The organism is Burkholderia sp. B10, assembly GCF_004368385.1.
Taxonomy (GTDB): domain Bacteria; phylum Pseudomonadota; class Gammaproteobacteria; order Burkholderiales; family Burkholderiaceae; genus Burkholderia; species Burkholderia vietnamiensis.
Genome location: NZ_PQMX01000078.1, coordinates 1 through 26,200, shown reverse-complemented (window position 1 = coordinate 26,200; position 26,200 = coordinate 1). Strand labels below are relative to the sequence as shown.

The window sequence follows — 26,200 nt, the reverse complement described above, 5'->3', positions numbered from 1 at the left end:
CTATAACGCGGGTTGTAGCCTGCCGAGAGGCCACGGTCGGAACCCCAGACTTTGTGCTGTATTCCAGAGCATCGTTCGATGCAATCACGGCTCGCTGACGGGCCGGCAACTCCGAATTCACGATAGAGATGGTCCGGGATATCGGTCCCCTCAACGGCGGCCTGCTCGTAGGCATGGCGTCCCGGCTGCTTGCCGATCAGTCCAGGTTCTACATCAAGCGGCTGGCCTTGACGCGGCCATCTGAAGAAAGCCGGCCTGGTGCGGTTCGGCACCGACTTCGAGCCGCCCGGCCGCATGTGGCTGACACGCCGGGCGGCTGACCGCCACTGATTCGACGCCCGGGTCACTCCAACCCAGCCGCGGCGGCCCGATCCCGCCCCATCCGACACCGAGGGTTAACACGGCGCACTTCCGGCTTTGTGCCGTGCGTCTTTTCGCCTAGAATTTATCGACCGATAACTTATCTCTCGATAAACAAGGAGTTCGCCATGCCTGTCTCGCGACTCGCGCACTACTCGATCCGCACGCTCGACCTCGACCGGTCGTGCCGGTTCTACGAGCGGGTGCTCGGCTTCAAGCGCGGCTACCGCCCGCCATTCGACTTCCCGGGCGCGTGGCTATACGCCGGCGACGACGAAGCCGACTACGGAATCGTGCACCTGATCGGCATCGATCCGGCCGACCCGCGCGGCCTTGCCGCCTATCTCGGCGACAAGGCCGTGCCAGCGACAGGCACCGGCACCGTCGATCACATCGCGTTCCTCGCGACCGGCGTCGAAGCGATGTGGCGCACGCTGCGCGCCGAGAACGTCGCGTGGCGCGACCGCACCGTGCCGAGCCTCGGGCTGCATCAGATCTTCATCGAAGACCCGTCGGGCGTGACCATCGAACTGAACTATCCGGCCGCCGAAGTGGCCGGCCTCGACCCGCGCGGCGCAGCCGCGGCTACCCGTGGAGCGTGACATGAACGACCGCAATTCGACCAAGCGCAATGCCGCCATCGTCGGCGGCTCACTGGGCGGCCTGTTCGCCGCGAACCTGCTGCTGCGCAACGGCTGGGACGTCGACGTGTTCGAGCGCGTGCCGGACGAACTGTCCGGGCGCGGCGCGGGCATCGTCACGCATCCCGAGCTGTTCGACGTGCTGCGCGCGGCCGGCGTCCGGATCGACGCGTCGATCGGCGTGAACGTCGAGGCGCGCATCACGCTCGCACGCGACGGCTCGCTCGCCTCCGAGCGGCCGCTGCCGCAGACGCTCACCGCGTGGAGCAAGATGTACCACGTGCTGCGCGCCGCGCTGCCCGACCAGCATTACCACGCGGGCGCCGTGGTCGCCGACGTGGCGGACGGCCCCGATCGCGCGTCGGTCACGCTCGCCGACGGCTCGGTGGTCCACGCGGATCTCGTCGTCGCCGCGGACGGCCTGCGCTCGGCGATCCGCGAAACCTTCCTGCCCGACGCGCGCTTGCAATACGCGGGCTATGTCGCGTGGCGCGGGCTGGTCGACGAACGCGAGCTGTCCGACACGACGCACGCGACGCTGTTCGGCAAGTTCGCATTCGGGCTGCCGCCCCGCGAACAGATCCTCGGCTACCCGGTTGCCGGGCGGCACAACAGCACGCAGCCCGGCGAGCGCCGCTACAACTTCGTCTGGTATCGCGCGACCCGCGAAGACACCGACTTGCCGAACCTGCTGACCGACGCGACCGGCAAGCAGTGGGCCGGCGGCATTCCGCCGACGCTGATCCGGCCCGACGTGCTCGCCGCGATGGAAGACGCCGCGCATGCGCTGCTCGCGCCGCAGTTCGCGGAAGTCGTGTCGCGCGCCGCGCAGCCGCTGTTTCAGCCGATCTACGACCTCGAGGTGCCGCACATGACGTTCGGCCGGATCGCACTGCTCGGCGACGCCGCGTTCGTCGCGCGCCCGCACTGCGGGATGGGCGTCACGAAGGCGGCCGGCGACGCGATGGCGCTCGTGCAGGCGCTGGGCGCCCACGCCGATACGCTCGATGCGCTGCATGCCTACAGCGACACGCGCACCGCGTTCGGCGCCGCGATCGTCCAGCATGCGCGTCATCTCGGCGCGTACATGCAGGCGCAGTTGCAGAACGACACCGAACGCGAAATGGCCGAGCGCTATCGCACGCCCGAAATCGTGATGCGCGACACCGCCGTGCCGCCGCAACTGTGAATCGCGCAGGCCGCCTGCCCGACGTGCCGCACCACGTCATGACCGATACCAACCAGGAGACACCGTGAACCGCTCGATTCCGGCTTGCGCCGGCCCCGTCCCCGATCCGGACGCATTCGCCGCGCCCCAGCACCCGCTGCTGCGCGATGCCCGCTTCCGCCAACTCGTCGCGCGCAGAAGGCGGTTCGCGTGGTCGCTGACCGCCGTCATGCTCGCGCTCTACTTCGCGTTCATTCTCGCGCTGGCGTTCTCGCCCGCCTGGCTGGGCCGGCCGATCGCGCCGGGCCGCACGACGACGTGGGGCATCCCCGTCGGCTTCGGGATGTTCGTCGCGACCTTCGCGCTCGTCGCGCTGTACGTGCGGCGCGCCAATTCGGTACACGACGCGCGCGTCGCGTCGATTCGCGACGGAGGCGGCCAATGAAGCGCGCCGCCACCATCGCTGCGTCGATCGTCGCGGCGGCCGGCGCAACGCCCGCATGCGCGGCCGCACCGGCCGTGCATGCGCCCGCGCACGATCCGCTCGCGATCGGCATGTTCATGCTGTTCGTCGCCGCGACGCTCGTCATCACGCGCTGGGCCGCGCGCCACAACCACAGCGTCGCCGATCACTACGCGGCCGGCGGCCGCATCACCGCGCTGCAGAACGGCTGGGCGATCGCCGGCGACTACATGTCGGCCGCGTCGCTGCTCGGCATCTCCGCGCTCGTGTTCACGAGCGGCTACGACGGGCTGATCTATTCGGTCGGCTTCCTCGCGAGCTGGCCGATCATCCTGTTCCTGATCGCCGAGCCGTTGCGCAACCTCGGCAAGTACACGCTCGCCGACGTCGTGTCGTACCGGCTGCAGCAACGCCCGATCCGCGCGTTCGCGGCGTCGAGCTCGATCGTCATCGTGCTGCTGTACCTGGTGTCGCAGATGGTCGGCGCCGGCAAGCTGGTCGAGCTGCTGTTCGGGCTGAACTACACGGTCGCGGTCGTGATCGTCGGCGTGTTGATGGTCGTCTACGTGTTCTTCGGCGGCATGCTCGCGACCACGTGGATCCAGATCGTCAAGGCCGTGCTGCTGCTCGCCGGCGCGGCCTTCATGGCGGTCATGGTTCTGAGCCGCTTCGGCTTCAGCCTCGACGCGCTGTTCGCGCAGGCGATGCGCATCCATCCGAAGCACGCGGCGATCATGCGGCCGGGCGGGCTCGTGTCCGATCCGGTGTCCGCGGTGTCGCTCGGGCTCGCGCTGATCTTCGGCACGGCCGGCCTGCCGCACATCCTGATGCGCTTCTTCACCGTCGGCGACGTCGGCGCCGCGCGCAAGAGCATTCTCCATGCGACCGGCATCGTCGGCGCCGGCTATGCGCTGATCATCGTGATCGGCTTCGGCACGATCGCGCTCGTTGCCGCGGACCCGCAGTATCACGACGCAAGCGGCGCGATCGCGGGCGGCGCGAACATGGTCGCGATCCATCTCGCGCATGCGGTCGGCGGCGACCTGTTTCTCGGCTTCATCTGCGCGGTCGCGTTCTCGACCATCCTCGCGGTGGTCGCCGGGCTGACGCTGGCCGGCTCGTCGGCGATCTCGCACGACCTCTACGCGAACGTGCTGCGCCGCGGCCGCGCCACCGACCGCGACGAAATGCGCGTCGCGCGCGCGACGACGCTGGTGCTCGGCGTGCTCGCGATCGTGCTCGGCATCGCGTTTCAGAAGCAGAACATCGCGTTCATCGTCAGCCTGACGTTCTCGATCGCGGCCAGCTCCAATTTCCCGGTGCTGCTGCTGTCGATCTACTGGCGCGGGCTCACCACGCGTGGCGCGGTAGTCGGCGGCGCGGTCGGCCTCGTCACCGCGGTCGCGCTGACCGTGCTGAGCCCGACCGTCTGGGTGCAGGTGCTCGGCCACGCGCATGCGCCCTACCCGTACGAGTATCCGGCGCTGTTCTCGATGGCGGCGGCGTTCGTCGCGATCGTCGCGGTGTCGGTGACCGACCGGTCGGCCCGCGCGCGCCGCGAACGCGCGCTGTTCGATCTGCAGCTCGTCGCATGCGAGTTGGGCGTCGCGCCGTCGCAGCACGACCATCACAACCTGGAGACGACACGATGACCTGTACCTGCTGCATGTCCAGCGGCCGGCGCCGCGTGCTCGGCGCCTTCGCGGCGCTCGCCGGCGCGGCAGTTGCCGGACGGCCGGCGACGGCCGCCGAACCGGGCTCGGCTCCATCGGCTCCGTCGGCTTCAGCCACGCCGCCCGCCGCCCACCCGCGCGCGATCGACATTCACGCGCACTACTACCCCGAGAGCTTCTGCACGCTGGTCGGCGGCGAAGGCAAGCCGTTCGGCGGCGCGTTCACCTGCGACGACACGAGCTTCACGTTCCGCACGCCGGCCGGCGGCCTCGGGCCGCTGCCGATGAAGTTCATCGACGTCGACGCGCGGCTCGCGGACATGGACGCATCCGGCGTCGACGTGCAGGCGCTGTCGCTGAGCGTGCCGATGGCGTACTGGGGCGACCGGCCGTTCAACGCGAAACTGGCGCGCACCTGGAACACGGCCGCGTCGCGCGTGCATCAGCGTCATCCGACGCGCTTCGTCGTGCTCGCGACGCTGCCGATGCTCGATGCGACCGACGCGATCGACGAGCTCGAACGCGCGTCGCAGCTGCCGGGCATGCGCGGCGTCTACATGGGCACCAACATCGACAACCGCGACCTCGACGACCCGCGCTTCGCGCCGGTCTTCGCCCGCATCGAGCAGCTCGGGCTGCCGGTGTTCCTGCATCCGCAGCAGACGGTCGGCGGCGCGCGGCTCGGCGATTTCTATCTGAGCAACCTGCTCGGCAATCCGTTCGACACCGCCATCGCCGGCTCGCATCTGATCCTCGGCGGCGTGCTGGACCGCCATCCGGCGCTGCATTTCACGCTACCGCATGCGGGCGGCGCGTTGCCGATCCTGGTCGGGCGGCTCGATGCGGGCTGGACCGTGCGGCCCGAAACGCGCCGGCTCGCGCAGCAGCCGAGCAGCTATCTGCGGCGCTTCAGCTACGACACCGTGTCGCATTCGGGGCCGGTGCTGAACTTCCTGATCGACACCGTCGGCATCGACCGGCTCGTGCTCGGCAGCGACTACTGTTTCGACATGGGCTACGCGCAGCCGGTGCGCTTTCTCGACCGGCTGGACCTCACCGCCGCCCAGCGCGCGATGGTGCTGGGCGGCAATGCCGGCCGGCTGCTGCGGATCTAGGCGCGGGCGTGGCGCGCGCCGCGCCGGGGCCTGTTCACCGGCCTATGCGTTCAGAACGTTTCAGCCGGGCTTCAGGTCTTGATCGCGCCCCGTGCGTAGACTGCCCTCCTGAGCTGCCGCGCAGCACCGCGCGTGCGCTCGTCATCGACTGCTGGAGTAATCACATGACCCCTGTCGCCCATCACCGGCGCGCGACAACCCGACCCGCACGACACGGCCTGCACGCGTCGTGCGGCGCCCCGACGCGCACGGAGCACGCATGAAGCACAAGCGACTCTGGATCGGCGCAGCCGGCATCGCGATCGCGGGCATCGCCGTCGCGATCGGCATCATGGTCCGGCCCGCGATCGCGCCGATCGATCCGCCGGCCGCCGCGTCGTTCGATCCGCAACTCGTGCGCGCGGGCGCGCGCGTCGTCGCGCTCGGCGATTGCGTCGTGTGCCACACGGCGAAGGACGGCAAGCCGTTCGCAGGCGGCCTGCCGCTCGCGACGCCGTTCGGCACGATCTACGCGACCAACATCACGCCCGATCCGGACACCGGCATCGGCCGCTGGTCGCGCGACGCGTTCGCCCGCGCGCTGCGCACCGGCATCGGCCGCAACGGCCAGCCGCTCTACCCGGCGTTCCCGTACATCCATTTCACGCGGATGTCGGACGACGACATCGCCGCAGCCTATGCGTACCTGATGACGCGCGAGCCGGTACACGCGAGCGCACCGGCCAACGACCTGATGTTCCCGCTGAACTTCCGGCCGCTGGTCGCGTTCTGGAACGTGCTGTTCCTGCGTGAAGGCGCCTATCGCGCCGACCCGTCGCAGTCCGCCCAATGGAATCGCGGCAGGATGCTCGTCGACGGCCTCGGCCACTGCGCGTCGTGCCATTCGCCGCTGAATGCGATCGGCGGCGAACAGGGCGGCCGCGCGTTCGACGGCGGCCTCGTCGACGGCTGGGAAGCGCCGCCGCTCAATGCGCTCGGCCACGCCGCGCGCCCATGGACGCAGGCCCAGCTCATCACGTATCTGCGCACCGGCCGCGCGAGCGAGCACGGTGCCGCAGCGGGGCCGATGCTGCCGGTCACGCGCGATCTCGCGACGGTGCCGGCCGACGACGTCGAAGCGATCGCCACGTACATCCTGTCGATCCAGAAACCGGCCGATGCGCGGGCGCGCGACACCGCGTCCGGGTCGGAACGCATCGCGAAGGACCCGGCCGCGCAGCGCGGTGCCGTGCTGTTCCAGGCGTCGTGCGCGCAGTGCCACGGGCCGGGCGCGCCGATGCAGTCGATCGGCGAGCGTCCGACGCTCGCGTTCAGCACCGCGCTGAACGCCGATACGCCGCGCAACGCGATCCAGATGATGTTCAACGGCATCGGCTGGCACGGCGAGGACACGCTGAACTACATGCCGTCGTTCGTCGACCAGTACGACGATGCGCAGATCGCCGATCTCGCCGCGTACGTTCGCGCGGCATACACCGATCGCCCCGCGTGGACCGGTGCCGACGCGATGGCCGCCAAGCTCAGAAAAGAGGACACCGCCCGATGATCACCCTCACCGTCAACGGCGTGCGGCACACGCTCGACATCGATCCATCCACGCCGCTGCTGTACGCGCTGCGCAACGACCTGCACCTGCACGGCGCGAAGTTCGGCTGCGGGCTCGGCCAATGCGGCGCCTGCACCGTGATCGTCGACGGCAAGCCGACCTTCTCGTGCCTGATGCCGGTCGCCGCGGTCGGTTCGCGCAACGTACGCACGATCGAAAGCCTCGGCACCGCCGAGCATCCGGGGCCGCTGCAGCGCGCGTTCGTCGAGCACCAGGCCGCGCAGTGCGGCTACTGCATCGCCGGCATGATCATGCGCGCGCAGGCGCTGCTCGAGCGCAATCCGAAACCGACGGAGCAGGAGCTGCGCACGCACATGGAACCGAATCTGTGCCGCTGCGGCACGCACATGCGCATTCTCGCGGCCGTGCGCTCGGTCGCCGGGCTGCCGGCCCCGGAACCGGCTTCCGCTCCCGTCACGATCAGCAAGGCACTGTGATGAATTCCCACGACGACATCGACGAAGGCCGCCGGCATTTCATCGTCTCCGGCGCGCTGTTCGTCGCGTTCACGCTCGCGCCCGCCGCGCGCGCGGCGGCGCAGCTCGTGATCGCCGACGAAGGCGCGGCCGTTCACGTCTCCAAAGCCACGCAGACGCTGGCCGGCAGCCTGAAGACGAATCCGCTGCTCGACGCGTGGATCAAGATCGCGCCCGACGGCAAGGTGACCGTCTTCACCGGCAAGGTCGAGCTGGGCACCGGCATTCGCACCGCGTTGCTGCAGGTCGCCGCCGAGCAGCTCGACATGAAGCCGTCGCTGATCACGTTCCTGACGGCCGACACCGGCGCGTCGCCCGACGAGGGATTGACCGCCGGCAGCCACACGATGGCCGACAGCGGCTCCGCGCTGCTGAATGCGGCCGCGCAGGTGCGCGCGCTGCTGGTCGAGGGCGCGGCGAAGCGCCTGGGCGTCGCTCCGAACACGCTGACCACGGCCGACGCGGTGATCCGCGCGCCCGACGGCCGCACGATGACCTACGGCGACGCGATCCGCACGGTCGACCTGCACCGCAACGCGGCGCCGACCTCGCCGCTGAAGAATCCGTCGACGTTCGCGGTCATCGGCACGTCGCTGCCGCGCGTCGACATTCCGAACAAGGTCACGGGCGGCGTCAGCTACGTGCAGGACATGCAGCTGCCCGGCATGCTGCACGCGCGCGTCGTGATGCCGCCGGTGTACGACGCGAAGCTGCTGTCGTTCGACGAAGCCGCGATCCTGAAGCTGCCGGGCGTCGTGCGGATCGTGCGCAACGGCAGCATGCTCGCGGTGGTCGCCCAGGGCGAGTGGCAGGCGGTGGTCGCGCAGCGCGCGCTGGCCGCCGGCAGCCGCTGGTCGCCGGGCCGCAAGCTGCCCGATCGCGCCACCGTCCACGCGGACCTGAAGCGGATCTCGACGCAGCGCATCGAAATCGCGAACACGCACGCGGCGACGGCGCCGGCCACGAAGACGCTGAACGCGACGTTCCTGAAGAACTATCTGCTGCACGGGTCGATCGGGCCGTCGTGTTCGGTCGCGCATCTCGAGAACGGAACGATGACGGTGTGGACCCATTCGCAGGGCGTCTACCCGCTGCGCGATGCGCTCGCGCAGATGCTGTCGATGCCGAAGGCGAACGTGCGCTGCATCCACACCGAGGGCTCGGGCTGCTACGGCCACAACGGCGCGGACGACGTGGCCGCGCACGCCGCGCTGATCGCGGCCGCGCTGCCCGGCAAGCCGATCCGCGTGCAGTGGATGCGCGAGCAGGAACACACGTGGGATCACTTCACGCCGGCGATGGTGACCGAGGTCAGCGCGTCGCTCGACGCGAGCGGCCGCATCGTCGACTGGAACTACGCGCTGTGGAGCAGCTCGCACAACGAGCGGATCGTCGACGCCGGCCGGCTGCTGCCCGCGCGCATGCTGGAGCCGCCGTTCGTGCCCGCGCCGTCGACGCCGATGCTGCAGCCCGAAGGCGGCGCCGACCGCAACGCGATCCCGCTGTACACGCTGCCGAACCAGCACATCGTCAACAACTTCTCGCCGACGATGCCGCTGCAGACCTCCGCGATGCGCTCGCTCGGCGCGCACACCAACGTCTGGGCGATCGAGAGCTTCATGGACGAGCTCGCGCACGCGGCCGGCGTCGATCCGGTCGAGTTCCGGCTGCGCCACATGGACGACCATCGCGCGCGCCAGGTCATCCAGCTCGTCGCGACGCACTTCGGCTGGCCGCGGCCGCCGCGCGCGCGCAACCGCGGCGTCGGCTTCGCGTTCGGCAAGTACAAGAACCTGATGGCGTACGTCGCGATCGCGGTCGAGGTGTCGATCGTGCCGGAGACGGGGCAGGTCACGCTCGAGCACGCGGAAGCGGCCGTCGACGCCGGCCAGATCGTGTCGCCGGACGGCATCCGCAACCAGATCGAAGGCGGCATCGTGCAGGCCGCGAGCTGGACGCTGTACGAGGCGCTGAAATACGACACCGAGCGGATCCGCAGCTTCGACTGGAGCAGTTATCCTATCCTGCGTTTCTCCGCCGCACCGCAAAGCGTGAAGGTGCACCTCGTCAATCGTCCGGGCGCGCCGTTTCTCGGTGCGGCCGAGGCGTCGATGGGGCCGACCGCCGGCGCACTGGCCAATGCGATCTTCGATGCGACCGGCCAGCGCATGCGGGAGATGCCGTTCGCCGGCGACGCGCTGAGAAAACGCATCGACGCGTAGCGCGCCGCGCGACGCCCGACCTACCCGCGCCGCTGGCGCCGGCACGCACCGGCGCCACGCGCCCACCGCCTGGAGAACCCCGACGATGGATACCTTGCTTTCGATGCGCGTGTTCACGCGCATCGTCGAAACCGGCAGCTTCACGCGCGCGTCGGACACCACGGGCCTCACGACGCCGCGCGTGTCCGCGCTGCTGAGCGCACTCGAACAGCACCTCGGCTGCCGGCTGCTGAACCGCACCACGCGCCGCATCTCGCTGACCGAGGACGGTCAGGCGTACTACGAGCGCTCGGTCGCGGTGCTGCGCGAGATCGACGACATGGAGGCGTCGGTCTCGCATGCGCGCAACGTGCCGCGCGGCCGCCTGAAGGTCAACCTGCCGCCGGCGATGGCGCGGCAGGTCGTGGTGCCGGCGCTGCCGGAGTTTCTCGAAGCGCATCCGGGCATCATGATCGAGCTCGGCGTGACCGACCGGCAGATCGACCTGGTCGGCGAAGGCGTCGACTGCGTGGTGCGCATCGGCGCGCTCGACGACTCGGGGATGATCGCGAAGCGGATCGGCAGCCTGACCACCTGCACGTGCGCGTCGCCCGCATACCTCGCCCGCTTCGGCGAACCCGAGACCGTCGACGATCTCGCGCAGCACGTCGCGGTCAGCCACATCTCGGCCGACACCGGCCGGCCGCGCGTGTGGGACTACGTGGTCGACGGCGAACCGCGCGTCGTGCAGATGTGCGGCACGGTCGCCGTCAACGATGCGGACAACTACATCGAGTGCGGCGTGGCCGGCATCGGCCTCATCAAGACGTCGCTGTATCTGGTCGACCCGTACCTGAAGTCGGGGCGGCTGCGCGAAGTGCTGACCGCATTCAACGCGCCGCCGCGGCCGATCTCGGTGCTGTATCCGCCCAACCGTCACATCCCCGTCAAGCTCAAGGTGTTCGTCGACTGGCTCGCGAGCCAGTTCGAGCGGATTCCCACCCTGCAGGGCCAGCGCGGCTGAACCCGCGCGGCGCGGCACCTTTGCGTGCCGCGCAACGCTCGATTGCGTGCCCGCTCGATTCCCGTTTTATCGAATGATCAATAGTATCGACGGCAATGCGGTGCATCGTCGCCCGCCGGGCCGACAGGCGCTGCCGGCGCGGTGATACGGCGCCCGCCCTTCCCTTTTTCAGGAGTCGACCATGTCAGCAGATTCAACGCCGCTCGCGGCGGGCGCGCACGGCGCCAAACTCACGCAGGGGCTGATCCTGCTGTTCGCGTTCAGTTGCGGCGCGATCGTCGCGAACCTGTACTACGCGCAGCCGATCACCGAACTGATCGCGCCGGGGCTCCACATGTCGGGCGATACGGCGAGCCTGATCGTGTCGCTGACGCAGATCGGCTATGCGCTCGGCCTGTTCTTCATCGTGCCGCTCGGCGACCTGCTCGAGAACCGCAAGCTGATGATCGTGACGGCCGTCGTGTCGATCGCGAGCCTCGCGGCGGCCGCGTTCGTGCACACCGCCGGGCTGTTTCTGGCGATCTCGCTGCTGATCGGCTTCAGCTCGGTGGCGGTCCAGATCCTGGTGCCGCTCGCCGCGCATCTCGCGCCCGATCATTCGCGCGGCCGCGTGGTGGGCACCATCATGAGCGGGCTGCTGCTCGGCATCCTGCTCGCGCGTCCGCTGTCGAGCGTGGTCGCCGACGCGTTCGGCTGGCGCTTCGTGTTCGCGGCGGCGGCCGTGCTGATGACGCTCGTCACCGCGGTGCTCGCGCTGACGATTCCGGCGCGCCAGCCCGACCATCGCGCGACCTACTTCGAGCTGATCGGCTCGCTGCTGCATCTGGTCCGCACGATGCCGATCCTGCGTCACCGCGCGTTCTACCAGGGCTTGATGTTCGCGTCGTTCAGCCTGTTCTGGACCGCCGTGCCGGTCGAACTGACGCGCCACTACGGCCTGTCGCAAACGGCGATCGGCGTGTTCGCGCTGGTCGGCGCGATCGGCGCGACGTCGGCGCCGGTGGCCGGCCGGCTCGCGGACGCCGGCCATACGGTGCGCGCGACGCTGATCGCGCTGATCGCCGGCGCCCTCGCGTATGCGATCGCGCTGGTGCACGGCGCGGGCCTGTACGGGCTCGTCGTCACCGGCATCGTGCTCGACTTCGCGGTGCAGATGAACATGGTGCTCGGCCAGCGCGAGATCTATGCGCTGCACGCGGCGAGCCGCAATCGCCTGAACGCGCTGTACATGACGAGCATCTTCGTCGGCGGCGCGCTCGGCTCGGCGCTCGCGAGCCCGCTTTACGAACGCGGCGGCTGGCCGCTCGTCGCGGCGGTGGCCGGGGTGTTCCCGGTCGTCGCGCTCGCGCACTACCTCGCGATCGGGCGGCCGCATGCGCGCCGCCACGCCCAAGGCTGACCGCGCGGACGTCACCGCGCCCAACGTGAAACGAAAGGAGTCCACCATGTCTTCCCTGCTCAGTGCCTACGACCTGCGCGGCCTCGCGCTGCCCAACCGTGTCGTGATGGGGCCGATGACGCGTTCGCGCGCGCCGTCGCGCGGCCTGCCGACCGAACTGATGGCCGAGTACTACGCGCAGCGCGCGTCGGCCGGGCTGATCGTGACCGAGGCGACCAACGTCAGCACGGCGTCCGCGGCGTTCGAAGCGACGCCCGGGCTGATCGACGACGCGCAGGTCGCCGGCTGGAAGAAGATCACCGACGCCGTCCATGCGCACGGCGGGCGCATCTTCGCGCAGCTGTGGCACGGCGGGCGCGTCGGCTCGCTGGCGCTGCTCGACGGCGCCGCGCCGCTGTCGCCGTCGGGCGTGAACGACGACCTCGAACAGCTCCAGGTGTGGGCGCAGCTGCGCAACGGCTATTACACGAAGATCCACGCGACGCCATCGCGCGCGATGACGACCGACGAAGTGGTCGCGGCGGTCGCCGAATTCCGCCACGCGGCAATGCAGGCGATGGCCGCGGGCTTCGACGGCGTCGAGATCCATGCGGCCAACGGCTATCTGCCGCACCAGTTTCTGTCGTCGACGCTGAACCGCCGCGACGATCGCTACGGCGGCTCGGTCGCGAACCGCGCGCGCTTTCTCGAGGAGATCGTCGACGCGGTGGGCGGCGTGATGCCGCTGAGCCGCGTCGGCGTGCGCGTCTCGCCGTACGCGAAGTACAACAACGTGCGCGACGCCGATCCCGATGCGACCTACGCCTACGTCGGGCGCATGCTCGACGACGCGGGCGTCGCCTACCTGCACGCGGCCGACACCAACGGCTGGAGCGGCGAGCCCGATCTGCCGCGCATCGTCGCGCAGGCGCGCCGCTCGTTCGGCGGCACGCTGATCGTCAACGGCGGCATCGCGCCGGACGCGGCGAACGCGCTGATCGATGCCGGCGACGCCGATCTCGTCGCGTTCGCGCGTGCGTACATCGCCAATCCGGATCTCGTCGAGCGCATCGCGACGCGGGCGCCGCTCGCGCAGCCGAAGTCGATCGGCTGGTACGGCGGCGACCGCGCCGGTTACGTCGACTATGCGCGGCACGATGCGGCGGAAGCGGCCGTGTAGGGATGTGGGGCGTGGACGGCGTGCAGTTACCCGTCGCTGCCCGCCCCGTCCCTCGGCAGCTGGCCATCGCCCGGCCGCCCCGACGCCGTCACGCGTCGGTCCAGCGCGCGCCCAGCACGCGCCCGCAGAAGTTCGGCCGATGAAAATCCGGATCGGCGCGTTCGAGCACGTCGGCGCTCCACGTCCCGAACGTCGACTGCGGCCGATGTTCGACGCCGCGCGCGACCGTGTCGAGAAACGCCTCGCGAAAGCCGTTGCCGCGCGGGTACGCGGCCAGCAGCGCGGCCCGCTCGTCGGCCGTATAGGCGTCGAAGTCGGTCGCCATCAGATCGGTCGACACCGCACCGGCCAGCGCGCGCGCGAGCGGCGATGCGCGCACGGCCACGCCCGGCGTCGTATGCAGCGCGATCGCGTGCCACACGTCGTCGCGCATGCGCCGCGAGCGGCGATGCCGCAGCAGCAGCGCATGCGCGGCATCCGCCCCGTCGAGCTCGTAACGGGCGGTCGAGCGGCAGTACGCGTGGCTCAATCCCATGTTCACGTACATCGCGGCGACATACAGCGCATCGGCATCGCACGGGTCGCCCGCGCGCCGCGCGGCGAGCGACGCGAACACGAATACGCGCGCGGCGTGAGCGGCGAGCGCGGCAGGCAACGATGCGCGCGCCGCGTCGGCCGCGTCGATCGCCAGCGGCGTGCGCGGAATGCGCACGCCGGCCACTTCGCCGCCGTCAGCCGGTGCGCGCGTGTGCGCAGCATTCATCTCGTCTCCTCATGCCCCGTGCACGGGGCGGAAAATCGTTCAATGCAACGCGCGGCCGCGCACGCGGCACGCCGGGCCGGCGCGCTAGAACCCGACGCAACGGCAGCCGAACGCGTCGCAACGATCGCCGGCCGCGCTCGCCGTCGGAAAGCGCGCGCGCGCGAAGCGGCGTCCGTGGCCGCGGGTACGGCACGCGTCCATCCCCGGCTCGGCGCATGCGCCCGCCGCCGCCGACGCGCGCGCATGGGCTCGCGCGCCGCCCGCCGCCTCGTCGGCGCCGCCGTCTGCGCCGCGGTCGCCCACCGGCGACCACGCCGGGCTGACGGGCGGCAACGGCGGCGCGAGCGACGCGAATTCGGCGTCCGCGTGCACGACCTTGCCGTCCACGACCGTCAGCACCGACGACAACTGCGGAATGCGCGCGACGTCGATCGCGAAGTAGTCGTCGCTCAGCACCGCGAAGTCCGCGTACCGGCCGGGCGTCAGCGCGCCCTTGCGGTGCTCGTCCGCCGAGAACCACGCGCTGCCGAGCGTGTGCACGCGCAGCGCCTCCATCCGGCCGAGCCGCGCACGCGCGGGGTACAGCGCCGTGCCGCCCACCGAGCGCCCCGACACCATCCAGTGCAGCGCGACGAACGGGTTGTAGCCGGCCGTCTGCGTCGCACCGGAGCCCGCGCCGACCGGCAGCCCGGCCGCGAGCATCGCGCGGATCGGCGGCGCGCGGCGCGCCGCGGCCGCGCCGTAGCGCGCGATGAACGCCTCGCCCTGGAACGCCATGCGCGGCTGCACGGTCACGCCGCCGCCGAGCGCCGCGATCCGCGCGATATTGGCGTCCGACAGCGTTTCACAACGATCGAAGCACCAGCGCAAGCCGTCGAACGGCAGCTCGCGATTCACCGCTTCGAGAACGTCGAGGAAACGGCCGATCGACTCGTCGTAGGTCGCATGCAGCCGGAACGGCCAGCGGTGACGCACCAGCAGCCGCACGACGGCCGCGAGATCGGCCTCGAGCGACGCCGGCAGCTCGGTGCGCGGCTCGAGGAAGTTGCCGAGATCGACCGCCGAGAACAGCAGCCGCTCGCCGGCGCCGTGCGCGCGCAGGAACGCGTCGCCGTCGCCGGGCGCCGTCAGCGCGATCCATTTCGCGAAGTCGTCGACTTCGCGGCCCGCATGCCGCGCGCCGAGCGCGTAGGCGATGCGCGTCGTCAGCTCGCCGCGCCGCGCGAGCGTCATGACGGCCGCATAGTCGTCCGGATAGGCGAGGCCGTCGCCGCCCGCGTCGATCGCGCTCGTCACGCCGACGCGATTCAGCGCATGCATGAACTGTCGCGTCGAATTGAGGCGGTCGGCGTCCGACAGCGCCGGCGCAGGGTCGAGCGCCGCGCTCAGCACCGCCGGGTCGGGCCGCGCGAGCAGCAGCCCGGTCGGTCGCCCGTAGCGGTCGCGCCGCAGTTCGCCGCCGCCCGGATCGGGCGTGTCGCGGTCGTAGCCGAGCGCGCGCAGCGCGGCCGCGTTCAGCCACGCGCTGTCGCCCAGATGCTGGACGAACACGGGCGTATCGGGTGCGATCGCATTGAGTTCGGCGAGCGTCGGCCCGCGCTTTTCCGCGAACTGCAGCGCGCTCCAGCCGCCGGCGACGCGCACCCACTGCGACGCAGGCGTGCGCCGCACCTGTCGGCGCAACCGGTCGAGCGCGTCGGCGAGCGACGGTATGCCGTCCCAGCGCAATTCGAGGTTGAAAGTCTGGCCGCCGCGGATCGCCTGCAGATGCGCATCGACGAGGCCGGGAATCACGGTGCGGCCGTGCAGGTCGATGCGCGTCGTGGCGACGCCCGCATGGCGCAGCACGTCGCGATCGTCGCCGGTCGCGACGATGCGCCCGTCCTTCACCGCGAGCGCGCTGACGAACGAGCCCCGCTCGTCCAGTGTCGCAATCTTGCCGTTGAAGACGACGAGATCCGCCGAGTGCGCGGGTTCCGTCGCTCTAAGCACTGTCGGGCCTCCGGTGCGCGGCGCGCCGCGCGGTCCGCGGCGCGTACGCACTCGCCAATGCAGCCGGCACGCGCGCGGCGGCACGCATGCCGCCCACCCACAGCGGCCCCGCCGCCCCGAACGCGCGCATCGTCATGCCCCCTGCTGCGCCGCGTCGACGGCGTCGTGTCGGGCGCGCGGGCGGGACGGCACGGGCGCCGCGTCCTGACGCACGAAACTCTGCACCCGCAGCAGCCGGCGCACGTCGTGCGAGCGCGAGCGCGGGTCGAAGTCGTGCGCGATGCCGGCGACCAGCGTCGACGCCTGCGCGGTACGCCCGCGCTCGATCAGGTGATCGGCGAGATCCAGCGAGCTGCGCAGCGCCCACATCCCGGCGCCCTGCGCGTTCGCCGTCTCGATCGCCATCTGCAGATGACGCTGCCCGTCCGCCTCGCACGCGACCGAGAGGTCGGCGCCGACGGTACGCGCGTGCTCGAGCATCGCGACGCCGCGCACGCGCAGCAGTTCGGGGACGAACAGGTGCTCGCCGTGCGCGCGGCAGCGCGCGAGCGTCGCGTCGAGCAGCACGCGCGCCTGCGCCGCGCGGCCGGTGCGCACCAGCCCTTCCGCATACGCGACGTTCAGCGGCGCGAGCAGCCTGCGGAACCCGCTGGCGTCGACACGCTGCAGCGCCGGCTCGAGCCGTGCGAGCCCCGCGCCCGGATGGCCGGCCTGGATGTCGAACTGGCCGGTCAGGCATTCCGCGTGGCTGCGCCAGATGTCGAAGCCGTGCGCAGCGGCGCTCGCACGCAGCGTCGCGAGATAGTCCGACGTGATGTCGTGATCGCCGTAGCGCAGCGCGATCGGCACGGCGGCCGCGCCGAGCACGATGCACAGCGCGAGCGGCGAGCCCGCGCGCCGCGCACACTCGACCGCCTGCGCGGCGAAGCGCATCGCCGCTTCCGGCTCGCCCTGCATCCACACGAGCCGCGTGAGCATGGTGCGCGCGAGCGTCGCCACGTCGACGCCGAGCGCCGCCTGCGCGCACGGCGGTTCGCCGGCGTCCGCCAGGCCGGCCGTGGCCGTCTCCAGCCGCTCGCGCGCCTGCGCATGCTCGCCGAAATAATGCAGCGAGGTCGCGACCATCGCATGCGCGAGCAAGCGCTGCGACGGGTCGCCGCGCCGCTCGGCCGCGCGCTCGAAGCGCATCGCGTAGCGCAGCGACTCGTGGATGTCGGACAGCGTCAGCATCGTGTTCCACAGCCCGACCAGCGCGCGCGCGTCGAACGCGTCGTCGCCGCTGCGGGCCGCCAGGCCCAGCGTGCGATCCCACATCGCGGCCGCCGCGAGCGCATCGCCGTCGGTGTGCAGCACCGCCGACGCGCACGCCGCGCGCAGCCGCATCTCGCGGCCCGCGTCGAGCGGGGCGGCGGCGCCGGCGTCCAGCGCGTCGAGCAGCTGTATCGCGTGCGCGGCGGACTCGCGCATCCGCGCGGGCTCCTGCAATGCGTGCGTCAACAGGTCGGGGTCGGGGATGGCGGCGGCCGGCGGCGCCGGGTCGGTCGTGGCTTCGGCTTCGGCTTCGGCTTGGGCTTGGGCATCAGCGTCGGCTTCGGCTTCGGCTTCGCCCGCTGCCATGATCCGGGCTTGCGCGTGGGCCTGCGCATGGACTTGCGCATCCGCCCGCGCATCGTCCGCGTGCGCCGCGCGCCCGTCCGCGTCCGTGCCTGCGTCAGCGCCGACGCCCACATGCGCCGGCGCATGTTCGCGCTCGTACTGCGCGTGGCGCGCGGCGATCCGCTCGAACTCGCCCTCGTTGTGCAGTTTCTCCAGCGCATAGGCGCGCGTCGACTCGGTGAGCCGGTAGCACACGTATGCGCCGTGGAATTCGACGCTCACCAGCGATTTCGCGACCAGCTCGCCGAGCACCGCGATCGTGTCCGATGCCGACGTGTCGGGCTCCGCGGCGACCGCGCGCGCGGCATCGAACGAGAACGGCCCGATGAAGCAGCCCATCCGGCGAAACAGCGCACGCGCGGTCGGATCGAGCAGCACGTAGCTCCAGTCGAACGTGGCGCGCAGGGTCTGATGGCGCGGCAGCGACGACCGCAGCCCGCCGGTCAGCAGGTTCAGCCGGTCGTCCAGCCGCGACGCGACGACCGCGAGCCCGAGCGTCGCCACCCGTGCCGCGGCCAGCTCGATCGCGAGCGGCAGCCCGTCGAGGCGCCGGCAGATGTCGCCCATCAGCCGCACGGCCGCTTCGTCGATCGGGCACTCCGGCGCGGCGGCGCGGACGCGTTCCAGGAACAGCGCGACGGCCGAGCACCGGACGATTTCGTCGAACGACGCATCGCTTGCCGGCACCGCGAGCGGGCTCATCCGCAGCACCGCTTCGGCCGAGATGTGCAGCGGCTCGCGGCTCGTGACCAGCACGCGCAGCGACCCGGCAATGGAGGTGAGGGTTTCGACGAGCTTCGCGACCAGATCGACGAGGTGCTCGGCGTTGTCGAGCACGAGCAGGCTGCGCGATTCGGCGAACGCGGCGCCGACGCACTCGACGGCCGGTACGCCGTCGACGTCGAGCGCGAGTTCGGCCGCGATCGCGATCAGCATGTCGTCGTGCGTCGACGCGGCTGCGAGTTCGACGAACAGCACGCGCTCGCGCCCGCGGCAGCGCGCATCCTGCGCCACATGCGCGGCGAGGCTCGTCTTGCCGATGCCGCCCGAGCCGACGAGCGTGACGACCGGCGTGCGCGCCAGCATGGCGACGATCTGCGCGAGCTCGGCATCGCGCCCGACCAGCGGCGGGGTCGGCACGGCATGGGAGGCGTCGGGCAGCGCGGCGAGATCGGGGGCGGCGGAAGCCAAGGAAACCGCAGACTCGTCAGACGCAGCAGCCGCGGACACGCCCTGCCCAGGCTCGCCGCCCTCCGGTACGTCCGGCACCGGCCCGGCCGCGGCCGACGCGCTCGCGACGAGCAGATAGCCGCGCCCGGGAACCGTCTTGATCAGATCGCGATTGGCGCCGAGCGCCTTGCGCAGCGTCGCGACGTGCACCTGCAGCCGGTTTTCCTCGACGATCAGGCCCGGCCAGACCGCATCCATGATGTCGTCCTTCGACACGACCGAACCGCTCGCGCGATGCAGCACTTCGAGGATGTCGAGCGCACGCGCGCCGATGCGCAGCGACGCGCCGTGACGGCGAATGTCGCGCTGCTCGAAATCGACCGACAAAGTACCGATCTGGATCATGGCCGCCTCCGGGTACCTCAGGATGACCGCCGCATGAGCGCGGCAGCTCACGCGGCAGGAAGTCGGAGCCCGGCGCGCGATCGCGCCGGGCGGGGAAATATCGAATTGACGGCCAGTGTAAAAGGACGGCCGGCGGAAATCTTGAAGGAAAATGCGCTGCGCGGGCACCGCTGCGCCGCTCGGCGCGGTCACTTGCGTGCCGGGCAGCGCCGCTATACTGTGCCGGGCCCCGCGCACACGTGCCCCGCGCGGGCGTTCGGGCGTGCGGCCGTCGCGCCCGAGCATCGAAAGTCAATCGTCAGGGTCGCGAGCGGACCTTTGTACAAATTCATTTTGAACGCACGCGTGCCCGTATAAACTCGACTCGTCGTAACGCGCCACGAGTCACTCGCAGGAAAACAATCCATGCCCGACCTCGTCATCGCAGCGCCGGACGCCCCGGTCGCGCCAGCGCCGAAAGACACGCTCGGCTGCGCGGCAAGCCTGCTGTCGAAGGACATCGAAACGGCCGCCGGCGGCCTGAAGCTGCACCGCAAATGCATGCGCGAGGCGCACGTCGAGCATATCGACATGCCCGCATGCGATCGCGGCTTCCTGGTCGGCGTATCGCTGAACGGCGGCCACCGCCGCACGCTCTACGGGCGCGCGGGCGCGAGCGAGCGCCGGTTCCAGCAACACTCGATCTACATTCGCGATTTCTCGCGCCATTTCCGCGCCGACCTGTACGGTAATTTCGACTTCGTGCTGGTCGAGCTGCCGCCCGCGTATCTCGAACGCGTCGGCCTGGAGCACGGCGGCAGCGCGGTCGGCGGCCTGACCTCGCGGCCCGACGTGCGCGACCCGGTGCTCGGCCATCTCGCGCACGCCGTGGCCGACAGCCTCGACGCGCCCGGCCCGCTCGATGCGCTGTTCATCGAGCAGATCGGGCTGGCGATGGGCACCCATCTGCTGCGCCGCTACGGCGCTGCGCGCGTGCGCGACCTCGAGCGCAAGGGCGTGCTGTCGCCGGCGAAAGTGGCACTCGCGAAGGAACTGCTGATGGAAAAGGCGAACCTCGGCGTGTCGATCGAGGAAGTCGCGAACGAATGCGACCTGTCGCGCGGCTATTTCATCCGCGCGTTCTCCCGCACCACCGGCCGCACGCCGCACCAGTGGCTGCTCGAACAGCGCGTGACGCGGGCGCGCCATCTGATCGAGACGTCCGACATGACGCTCGCCGAGATCGCCGCCGATTGCGGGTTCTCCGACCAGAGCCATCTGAACCGCGTGTTCCTGCGTGTGATCGGCCATCCGCCCGGCGCGTGGCGCCGCGCGCGCTCGCGCTGATCGCGTCGGCCGGGCAACTGCGTCGGCGCGCAGTGCGCCATGCGAGGCTCATGGAACCGTTCAACGTCGACAGCGTGGCCGAGCTGCTGCGCCTCGCGCCGTCGGAGAAGCCGACCTGAGGTTGCGTGAAGCCGTCGCGCATGCGCGTCGCAGAATGCACGCGCACACCTCGCAACCCACCTCCCACCCCGCCCCTGAATCGTCCTGAAGATCGCCCACGCCGCCGCTGCGCGCAACGCAGCCGACGCTAGAATGCGAACCGCATGCAACGCGACGTTGCGACACGCACGAGGGCGACCCGATGGACAAATTCTCCGCGCTGCGCGCGTTCGTTGAAGTGGCCGAAGCCGGCGGCTTCTCGAGCGCCGGACGGCGTCTCGAACTCGCCGCTTCGTCGGTGGTGCGCGCGGTGGACGCGCTCGAGTCATCGCTCGGCACGGTGCTGTTCAACCGCACGACCCGGCAGGTGACGCTGTCCGATGCCGGCGTCGTCTACTACGCGCGGGCAAAGCGCGTGCTGGAGGAACTGGCCGATGCGGATGCGCTCGTCGCCGACCGCGGCAGCGAGCCGTCGGGGCCGCTGCGCGTATCGGTGCCGGTCGCCTACGGGCTGCGCCGCATCGCGCCGCACGTCGCGACGTTGCTCGCGCGCCATCCGAAGCTCGACATCGACCTGCAGCTCACCGACGAACGCGTCGACCTCGTGACGAGCCGGATCGACGTCGCGATCCGGCTCGGCGACGCGGCGCCGAGCGCAGACGTCGTCGCGCGCCCGCTCGGCACGTTCCGGCGCCACGTGGTCGCCAGCCCCGGCTACCTCGACGCGCACGGCACGCCGGCCACGCCCGGCGACCTGGTCGACCATGCGTGCCTGCGCTTTCACTTCGGCGTCGACCAGCAGGCGTGGACCTTCGTCGGCGCGCAGGGGACCACGCAGGTCGTCGTCGCCGGCCGGCTCAAATCGAATCACAGCGAAGTGCTGCGCGAAGCCGCGCTCGACGGCGCGGGCATCGCGCTGCTGCCCGACTGGCTGGTCGATGCGGACGTCGAGGCCGGCCGCCTGCGGCGGCTGTTCGACGACTACGACGTCACGCCCGGCGCCGCACGCGCGGTGATCACCGCGCTGTACCTGCCGAACCAGCGCGGCTCGAAGCGCGTCGCCGCGTTCATCGACTTCGTCGCCGCGCTCGCCCGCGCGCCGGCATGACGCATCACGCGTCACACGTCGGCCGTCACGCGCGTCACCAGCCGAACTTCGCTTCCATGCCGACGTAGTCGGCATTGCGCGCGCCGAGCGCGCGAATCGACGAGCCGAGCTCGAAGTGCACGGCCTCGAGCGCGAGCGCGAGGTTCGCGTTGACCAGCCAGTCGACGCGCGCCTGCGCGTACATGCCGGTCCACGCGCCGCCCTTGCCCGCCGTGCCCGGCACGGCCGACATCCCCTGCCCGTAGATCGCGTCGGCCGTGGTCTGCCGCCACTGGAAGCCGACGGCCGTGAGCACCGTGACCGAGCTGGACGGCTTGAACGTCAGCGACGGCTTCACGTGGATCAGGTTGCTGTACCCCGTGTAACCGGCGAGCGTGAAGTAATAGCCGTTCGGAAACATCGGGTTGAACGTGCCGACGCGGTGGTCGCCCGGATGCGCGTCGCCCGACGCGCCGTCGACCTGGATGCCGACGCGCGGCGTGCCGGGCGTCTTCGCGAACGTATAGCCGCCCAGTGCGCCGAACGCCCACGCGCCGACCGTGTCCTGTCCGACGTGACCGGTCTGCAGCATCGCCTCGACGTCCCAGTCGAGCGAGTCGGCCTTGCCCGCGTAGCGCACGTCGAACACGTCGCGGCGCTCGGTGCCCGCCGCGTCGGCGAAGCGCGCGTTGTCGCGCGTATAGCGCGACCAGTACGCGGACAAGTCGCCGGGCCCCGTGCCGTTGCGCTCGACGCGCACGCCGTCGAAGCGCAGATGCCGGTTCGACACGTCGTCGAACGCCGCGTCGTCGCGGTACTGCACGGGCCGCGTCACATAGCCGATCAGCCGCCACTTGCCGATTTCATAATCGGCCCACAGGCCGTCGTAGGCCTGCCGCACGTTCGGACCGTCGCGCACCGACACGAAGCGCTGCAAGTCGAACGCCATCTCCTGCCGGCCGATGCGCGTCTTGATCGTGCCGGGCCCCACCTGATCGACGTACGCGACGAACGCCTGTTCGAGATCGAGCTGATCCTTGTCGACCGGGCCGACGGTGTTCTTGCCGAACGGCCGCGCGTCGACGAACTGCACGAACGCCTGCAGATGGCCGCGATAGCGCAGGTCCGCATGCACGTTCGCGCGCTGGATCACGTAGTTGTCGTCGTGCGCCGCGCCCAGCCCGAACAGCGGCGCGTTGTTCAGCTCGAAGCGCTCGCGCAGGCTCGCGCCGAGCGACAGATAGGTCGACGGGTCGTCGCCGAGCGGCACGTATTTCAGCGAGTCGAACGGCTTGCGCGGCACGCACGGGTTCGCGAGCACCGACCAGTCTTCCTGCCAGCGGTTGAACAGCACGACGGGCCGCTTCGCGGTGCACGTCGCGGCGGCCACGGCTGCGGGTGTCGCAGCCGGTGCGGCGGCCGGGGCCGTCGCGTCTGCCGCTTCGGCGCCGGCCGCCGCGCCCGCGTGCAACGCGACGCCGCCCGCCAGCACGACGCACGGCAGCGCGCCGCGCCACGCTCGGTTCATCGGGCGGCGCACGGTTATTTCGTCCGCGCGTGGATCTCGGCGACGTAGCCGCCGGGGAACTGCACCAGCGCCGCCTCACGGCCATCCGATGCGAACGGCGGCACGAGCACGGTCACGCCGGCCGCTTCGGCCTTCTTCAGCGTCGCGGCGAGATCGGTCACTTCGTAGCCGGTCATCTCGCGGCCGAACGGATAGGGCAGATGGCCGTCGGTCGCCAGCACGGTCATCTTGCCGAAGCCCGATTCGATCCGGATGCGGCGATACGTGTCGTTCGGCCGGCCGATCTCGACGCCCCGCGCATGGCGCACGTCCGACACGATCTTGCCGTGCGAGAACGCGACGAAGTCGCGCGCGAGCTTGCTCGCGCTTTGCGGCGACACGTACACGCGATTCTCCGGCACCGTCTGCAGCGGGTCGTAGTTCGGCGCCTGCGTGTGCCAGTAGAGCTGCATGTTCACGCCGCCCGGCCAGCGGACGATCGCGTCGCGCCCGATCGGATCGGGGAACGTCGCGACGATGACGTCGGCGCCGTGCGCGCGCGCCGACTTCACCGCCACGTCGATGTCGCTGACCAGATAGCCGGTGCGCTCGTCGCAGAACGGATACGGGATCGGCGTCTTGAAGCCGAACACCGAAACCGTGCCGACCGGCGTCAGCACGAGTTGCGACATCGTCTGGCTCGGCGTCGGCGTGACCTGGAACACGCCCTGCTGCGATTTCTTGCCGCCGAAGGTCGCGACGAAGCTGTCGGTGAAGCGATCGAAGTCTTCCGGCGCCACGCACACATGGGTCGTGTCGTACTGCGGGCCTACGGCGACGGCCGGCAGGCGCGTCGAGGCGGCCGGCGACGCGATGTCGTCGAGGTGGGTTTCGTCGGCATGGGCGGGCGCGCCGACCAGCAGCGCGGCGAGTACGGCCGACGCCGCGGCGGTCGAGCGCAGCATGCTGCGCAGATTCAGTGAACTCATCGGGTTTCTCCTTGACGGTGACGCGCGCGGCGTGGCGCCGCGCGCGGATTCGGATTCAGCGGGATGCGGGCCGCGCGTCGCGGCGGCCCGCGCGACAGGCAAGAAACACCAGCACCGCCAGCGGCAGCGCGAGCGCCCAGAACCCCGCATACAGATACGCGGTCGCACCGGCGCCCGCGCCGAGCGCAAAACCGGCGACCGGCGGCAGCGTGCGCCGCAAGCGCGCGCGGGCGGCTTCCCGCTCCGCGGGCGCGGCGATCGGCACGAGCCAGTCGAATGCGTCGATGACGGCCTGCGTGACGTTGCCGGTCATCACGGTGTTCGCCACCACCGAGCGCGCGGTCAGCCGGCCGTGGGCGTTCTGCACGCCCATCGCCGCGGCGCCGAGCAGCCCGCAGAGGATCGTCGCGGGCGCATCGGCGCTCGCGATCGGCGACGCCGCCACCCCGGCCAGCATGAAGCCGGTCAGCAGGATCGCCTGCATCGCATACAGCGAGCACGCGCGCGGGCCGTGGCCGCGCACGCGCATCCGGTGATCGAGCAGGCGGGCGGCGACGATCCCGGCGATGAACGCGGGAAACGCGAGCCACTTGATCACGAGGCCCTGCCCGACGCCCGCGATGCCGGAGCCGATCAGGATGAAGTTGCCGGTGACGTGCGCGGTGAACAGCCCGAACAGCGCGACGAAGCCGAGCGTGTCGACGTAGCCCGCGATCGACGCGAGCATCACGTCCTCGCCGGCCACTTGATCGGGCGCGCTCGCGCCGCTTGCCGCTAGCTGGCCAGCTGGCATGACGCACCTTCCTTCGTGCTCTGCGGCGCGCGCATCGGCGCGGCCATCAACGGAAGCGCGGGCTCGCCCGCGACGATGACGATGTCGAGCGGCCCGGCGGGCGGGAGCGACGACGGCGCGAGCGACGGCACGCGCGCCAGGTAGTACGGCGGGCCGGCTGCGATGCCGGCTCCCAGCGAGATCAGATGAGGCATGGTCCGTTTCGGTTGCGGCGCACGGGCCGGCGCCGGGCGGCGTCCGATGCGTGCGGCGATCACGGAGCAGCCTAAGGAACCCCATCCTTAAAGTCATGGCGGCGAACTTAAATCTTCTGAATCCGGCGGCCGGCTCGCCTTGCTATTTTTCGACCGATAAGTGCAGAATGGGCGCCACTCAGGAGCCGATGGATGACCGAAACCAAGCGCAAAGCAGCGTCCCGCCCGAGCCGGACGGCGGCCGCCGAACCGGCCGCCACGCCGGGCCGCCGCCTCACGCCGGAGGCCCGCGAGCGGCAGATCGTCGAAAAGGCGGTCGAACACTTCGCGACGCACGGCTTTTCCGGCAGCACGCGCGAGCTGGCGCGGCAGATCGGCGTCACGCAGCCGTTGCTGTACCGCTACTTCCCGAGCAAGGAAGCGCTGATCGATCGCGTGTACGACGAGGTCTACACGTGGAATCCCGACTGGGAAAAACTGATCGCCGACCGGACGATTCCGCTGCAACAGCGGCTCGTCGCGTTCTATCGTTCGTATGCGCAGACGATCCTGCGGCGCGCATGGATCCGCACCTTCATCTTCGCCGGCCTGAGCCGCGAAGGGTTCAATACGCGCTATCTGTCGCGGCTGCGCGAGCGCGTGTTCCTGCCCGTGCTGCGCGAGCTGCGCCATGAATACGACATCCCGGCGCCGGCGTCCGACGCGCAGCGCAATGCGGAGATCGAGCTGGTGTGGAGCCTGCACGCGAGCATCTTCTATCTCGGCGTGCGCAAATGGGTGTACGGGCTGCCGGTGCCCGACGACGTCGACGCGGAGATCGAGCGGCAGATCGACGCGTTCCTGAACGGCACGCCGGCCGCGCTGAAGCGCGTGGCGGCGGACACGCCGACCGCCACGACTACACCCGAGCCAACGCCCACGCCCACCCCCACAC

General features: G+C 70.7%; 22 protein-coding genes and 1 pseudogene. 15 read left to right on the top strand and 8 right to left on the bottom strand.

Features of this window, described 5'->3' with window-relative positions:
• Positions 1-272, bottom strand: a 272-nt coding sequence (locus C3Y15_RS32025) for a hypothetical protein (protein WP_208328106.1), incomplete at its 3' end; no start/stop codon positions are given.
• Here C3Y15_RS32025 and C3Y15_RS32425 point away from each other — a divergent pair.
• The 12 genes and pseudogenes from C3Y15_RS32425 to C3Y15_RS26820 all read left to right on the top strand — a co-directional run.
• Positions 238-330: pseudogene (locus C3Y15_RS32425) on the top strand (type VI secretion system baseplate subunit TssE); the annotation flags it as partial. The gene C3Y15_RS32025 and the pseudogene C3Y15_RS32425 sit on opposite strands and share 35 nt — an antisense overlap.
• Positions 331-488: 158 nt before the next feature.
• Positions 489-962: a VOC family protein gene (locus C3Y15_RS26870; protein ID WP_011880434.1), complete on the top strand. Its 474-nt coding sequence runs from the start codon at positions 489-491 to the stop codon at positions 960-962.
• Position 963: 1 nt separating this feature from the next.
• The gene (locus C3Y15_RS26865) at positions 964-2,190 is read left to right on the top strand and encodes an FAD binding domain-containing protein (protein ID WP_059496379.1); all 1,227 of its coding nucleotides are present in this window, start codon (positions 964-966) and stop codon (positions 2,188-2,190) included.
• Between the two features lie 64 nt (positions 2,191-2,254).
• Positions 2,255-2,614, top strand: coding sequence for a DUF485 domain-containing protein (locus C3Y15_RS26860; protein WP_011880436.1), 360 nt, complete (start codon positions 2,255-2,257; stop codon positions 2,612-2,614).
• A complete protein-coding gene (gene actP / locus C3Y15_RS26855) occupies positions 2,611-4,284 on the top strand; it encodes a cation/acetate symporter ActP (RefSeq protein WP_060043006.1) in 1,674 nt (557 codons plus the stop codon). Before C3Y15_RS26860 ends, actP begins: the two co-directional genes overlap by 4 nt.
• On the top strand, positions 4,281-5,420 hold the full coding sequence (locus C3Y15_RS26850) for an amidohydrolase family protein (RefSeq protein WP_059548713.1): 1,140 nt from the start codon (positions 4,281-4,283) through the stop codon (positions 5,418-5,420). The genes actP and C3Y15_RS26850 overlap by 4 nt, the downstream gene beginning before the upstream one ends.
• A gap of 259 nt (positions 5,421-5,679) precedes the next feature.
• Entirely contained in the window at positions 5,680-6,966 is a 1,287-nt protein-coding gene (locus C3Y15_RS26845) for a c-type cytochrome (protein ID WP_059456670.1), read from the top strand.
• A complete protein-coding gene (locus C3Y15_RS26840; protein WP_011880440.1) occupies positions 6,963-7,463 on the top strand; it encodes a (2Fe-2S)-binding protein in 501 nt (166 codons plus the stop codon). Before C3Y15_RS26845 ends, C3Y15_RS26840 begins: the two co-directional genes overlap by 4 nt.
• Positions 7,463-9,724: a molybdopterin cofactor-binding domain-containing protein gene (locus tag C3Y15_RS26835; RefSeq protein ID WP_059579989.1), complete on the top strand. Its 2,262-nt coding sequence runs from the start codon at positions 7,463-7,465 to the stop codon at positions 9,722-9,724. The genes C3Y15_RS26840 and C3Y15_RS26835 overlap by 1 nt, the downstream gene beginning before the upstream one ends.
• Positions 9,725-9,809: 85 nt before the next feature.
• On the top strand, positions 9,810-10,727 hold the full coding sequence (locus C3Y15_RS26830; RefSeq protein ID WP_011880442.1) for a LysR family transcriptional regulator: 918 nt from the start codon (positions 9,810-9,812) through the stop codon (positions 10,725-10,727).
• Positions 10,728-10,908: 181 nt separating this feature from the next.
• On the top strand, positions 10,909-12,126 hold the full coding sequence (locus tag C3Y15_RS26825; RefSeq protein WP_011880443.1) for an MFS transporter: 1,218 nt from the start codon (positions 10,909-10,911) through the stop codon (positions 12,124-12,126).
• Between the two features lie 46 nt (positions 12,127-12,172).
• The gene (locus tag C3Y15_RS26820; RefSeq protein WP_059456755.1) at positions 12,173-13,285 is read left to right on the top strand and encodes an alkene reductase; all 1,113 of its coding nucleotides are present in this window, start codon (positions 12,173-12,175) and stop codon (positions 13,283-13,285) included.
• Between the two features lie 88 nt (positions 13,286-13,373).
• Here the strand turns inward: C3Y15_RS26820 and C3Y15_RS26815 are convergent, their stop codons facing one another.
• The 3 genes from C3Y15_RS26815 to C3Y15_RS26805 form a co-directional block, all read right to left on the bottom strand.
• Positions 13,374-14,048 (bottom strand): hypothetical protein, encoded by a 675-nt coding sequence (locus tag C3Y15_RS26815; protein ID WP_059456672.1) that lies wholly within the window; start codon positions 14,046-14,048, stop codon positions 13,374-13,376.
• Between the two features lie 84 nt (positions 14,049-14,132).
• Positions 14,133-16,040, bottom strand: coding sequence for an amidohydrolase (locus C3Y15_RS26810; protein ID WP_059456756.1), 1,908 nt, complete (start codon positions 16,038-16,040; stop codon positions 14,133-14,135).
• 132 nt (positions 16,041-16,172) lie between these two features.
• Complete coding sequence (locus C3Y15_RS26805) at positions 16,173-19,271, bottom strand: winged helix-turn-helix domain-containing protein (RefSeq protein WP_124260069.1); 3,099 nt, start codon at positions 19,269-19,271, stop codon at positions 16,173-16,175.
• A gap of 405 nt (positions 19,272-19,676) precedes the next feature.
• On the opposite strand from C3Y15_RS26805, the gene C3Y15_RS26800 reads away from it, so the two are divergent.
• Positions 19,677-20,597: an AraC family transcriptional regulator gene (locus C3Y15_RS26800; protein ID WP_059579975.1), complete on the top strand. Its 921-nt coding sequence runs from the start codon at positions 19,677-19,679 to the stop codon at positions 20,595-20,597.
• Between the two features lie 301 nt (positions 20,598-20,898).
• A complete protein-coding gene (locus C3Y15_RS26795) occupies positions 20,899-21,804 on the top strand; it encodes a LysR family transcriptional regulator (protein WP_059456675.1) in 906 nt (301 codons plus the stop codon).
• 34 nt (positions 21,805-21,838) lie between these two features.
• Here the strand turns inward: C3Y15_RS26795 and C3Y15_RS26790 are convergent, their stop codons facing one another.
• Genes C3Y15_RS26790 through C3Y15_RS26775 form a run of 4 tightly spaced genes read right to left on the bottom strand, consistent with a single transcriptional unit; the run spans position 21,839 to position 25,266 of the window.
• Positions 21,839-23,311: an alginate export family protein gene (locus tag C3Y15_RS26790; RefSeq protein WP_059456676.1), complete on the bottom strand. Its 1,473-nt coding sequence runs from the start codon at positions 23,309-23,311 to the stop codon at positions 21,839-21,841.
• A 14-nt stretch (positions 23,312-23,325) separates the two neighbouring features.
• Positions 23,326-24,279, bottom strand: coding sequence for a hypothetical protein (locus C3Y15_RS26785; RefSeq protein ID WP_059456677.1), 954 nt, complete (start codon positions 24,277-24,279; stop codon positions 23,326-23,328).
• A 55-nt stretch (positions 24,280-24,334) separates the two neighbouring features.
• Positions 24,335-25,072: a YoaK family protein gene (locus tag C3Y15_RS26780; protein WP_059456678.1), complete on the bottom strand. Its 738-nt coding sequence runs from the start codon at positions 25,070-25,072 to the stop codon at positions 24,335-24,337.
• Positions 25,054-25,266 (bottom strand): hypothetical protein, encoded by a 213-nt coding sequence (locus C3Y15_RS26775; protein WP_059456757.1) that lies wholly within the window; start codon positions 25,264-25,266, stop codon positions 25,054-25,056. Before C3Y15_RS26775 ends, C3Y15_RS26780 begins: the two co-directional genes overlap by 19 nt.
• A gap of 192 nt (positions 25,267-25,458) precedes the next feature.
• On the opposite strand from C3Y15_RS26775, the gene C3Y15_RS26770 reads away from it, so the two are divergent.
• A partial coding sequence (locus tag C3Y15_RS26770) for a TetR/AcrR family transcriptional regulator (RefSeq protein ID WP_134206896.1) occupies positions 25,459-26,200 on the top strand: 742 nt, incomplete at its 3' end.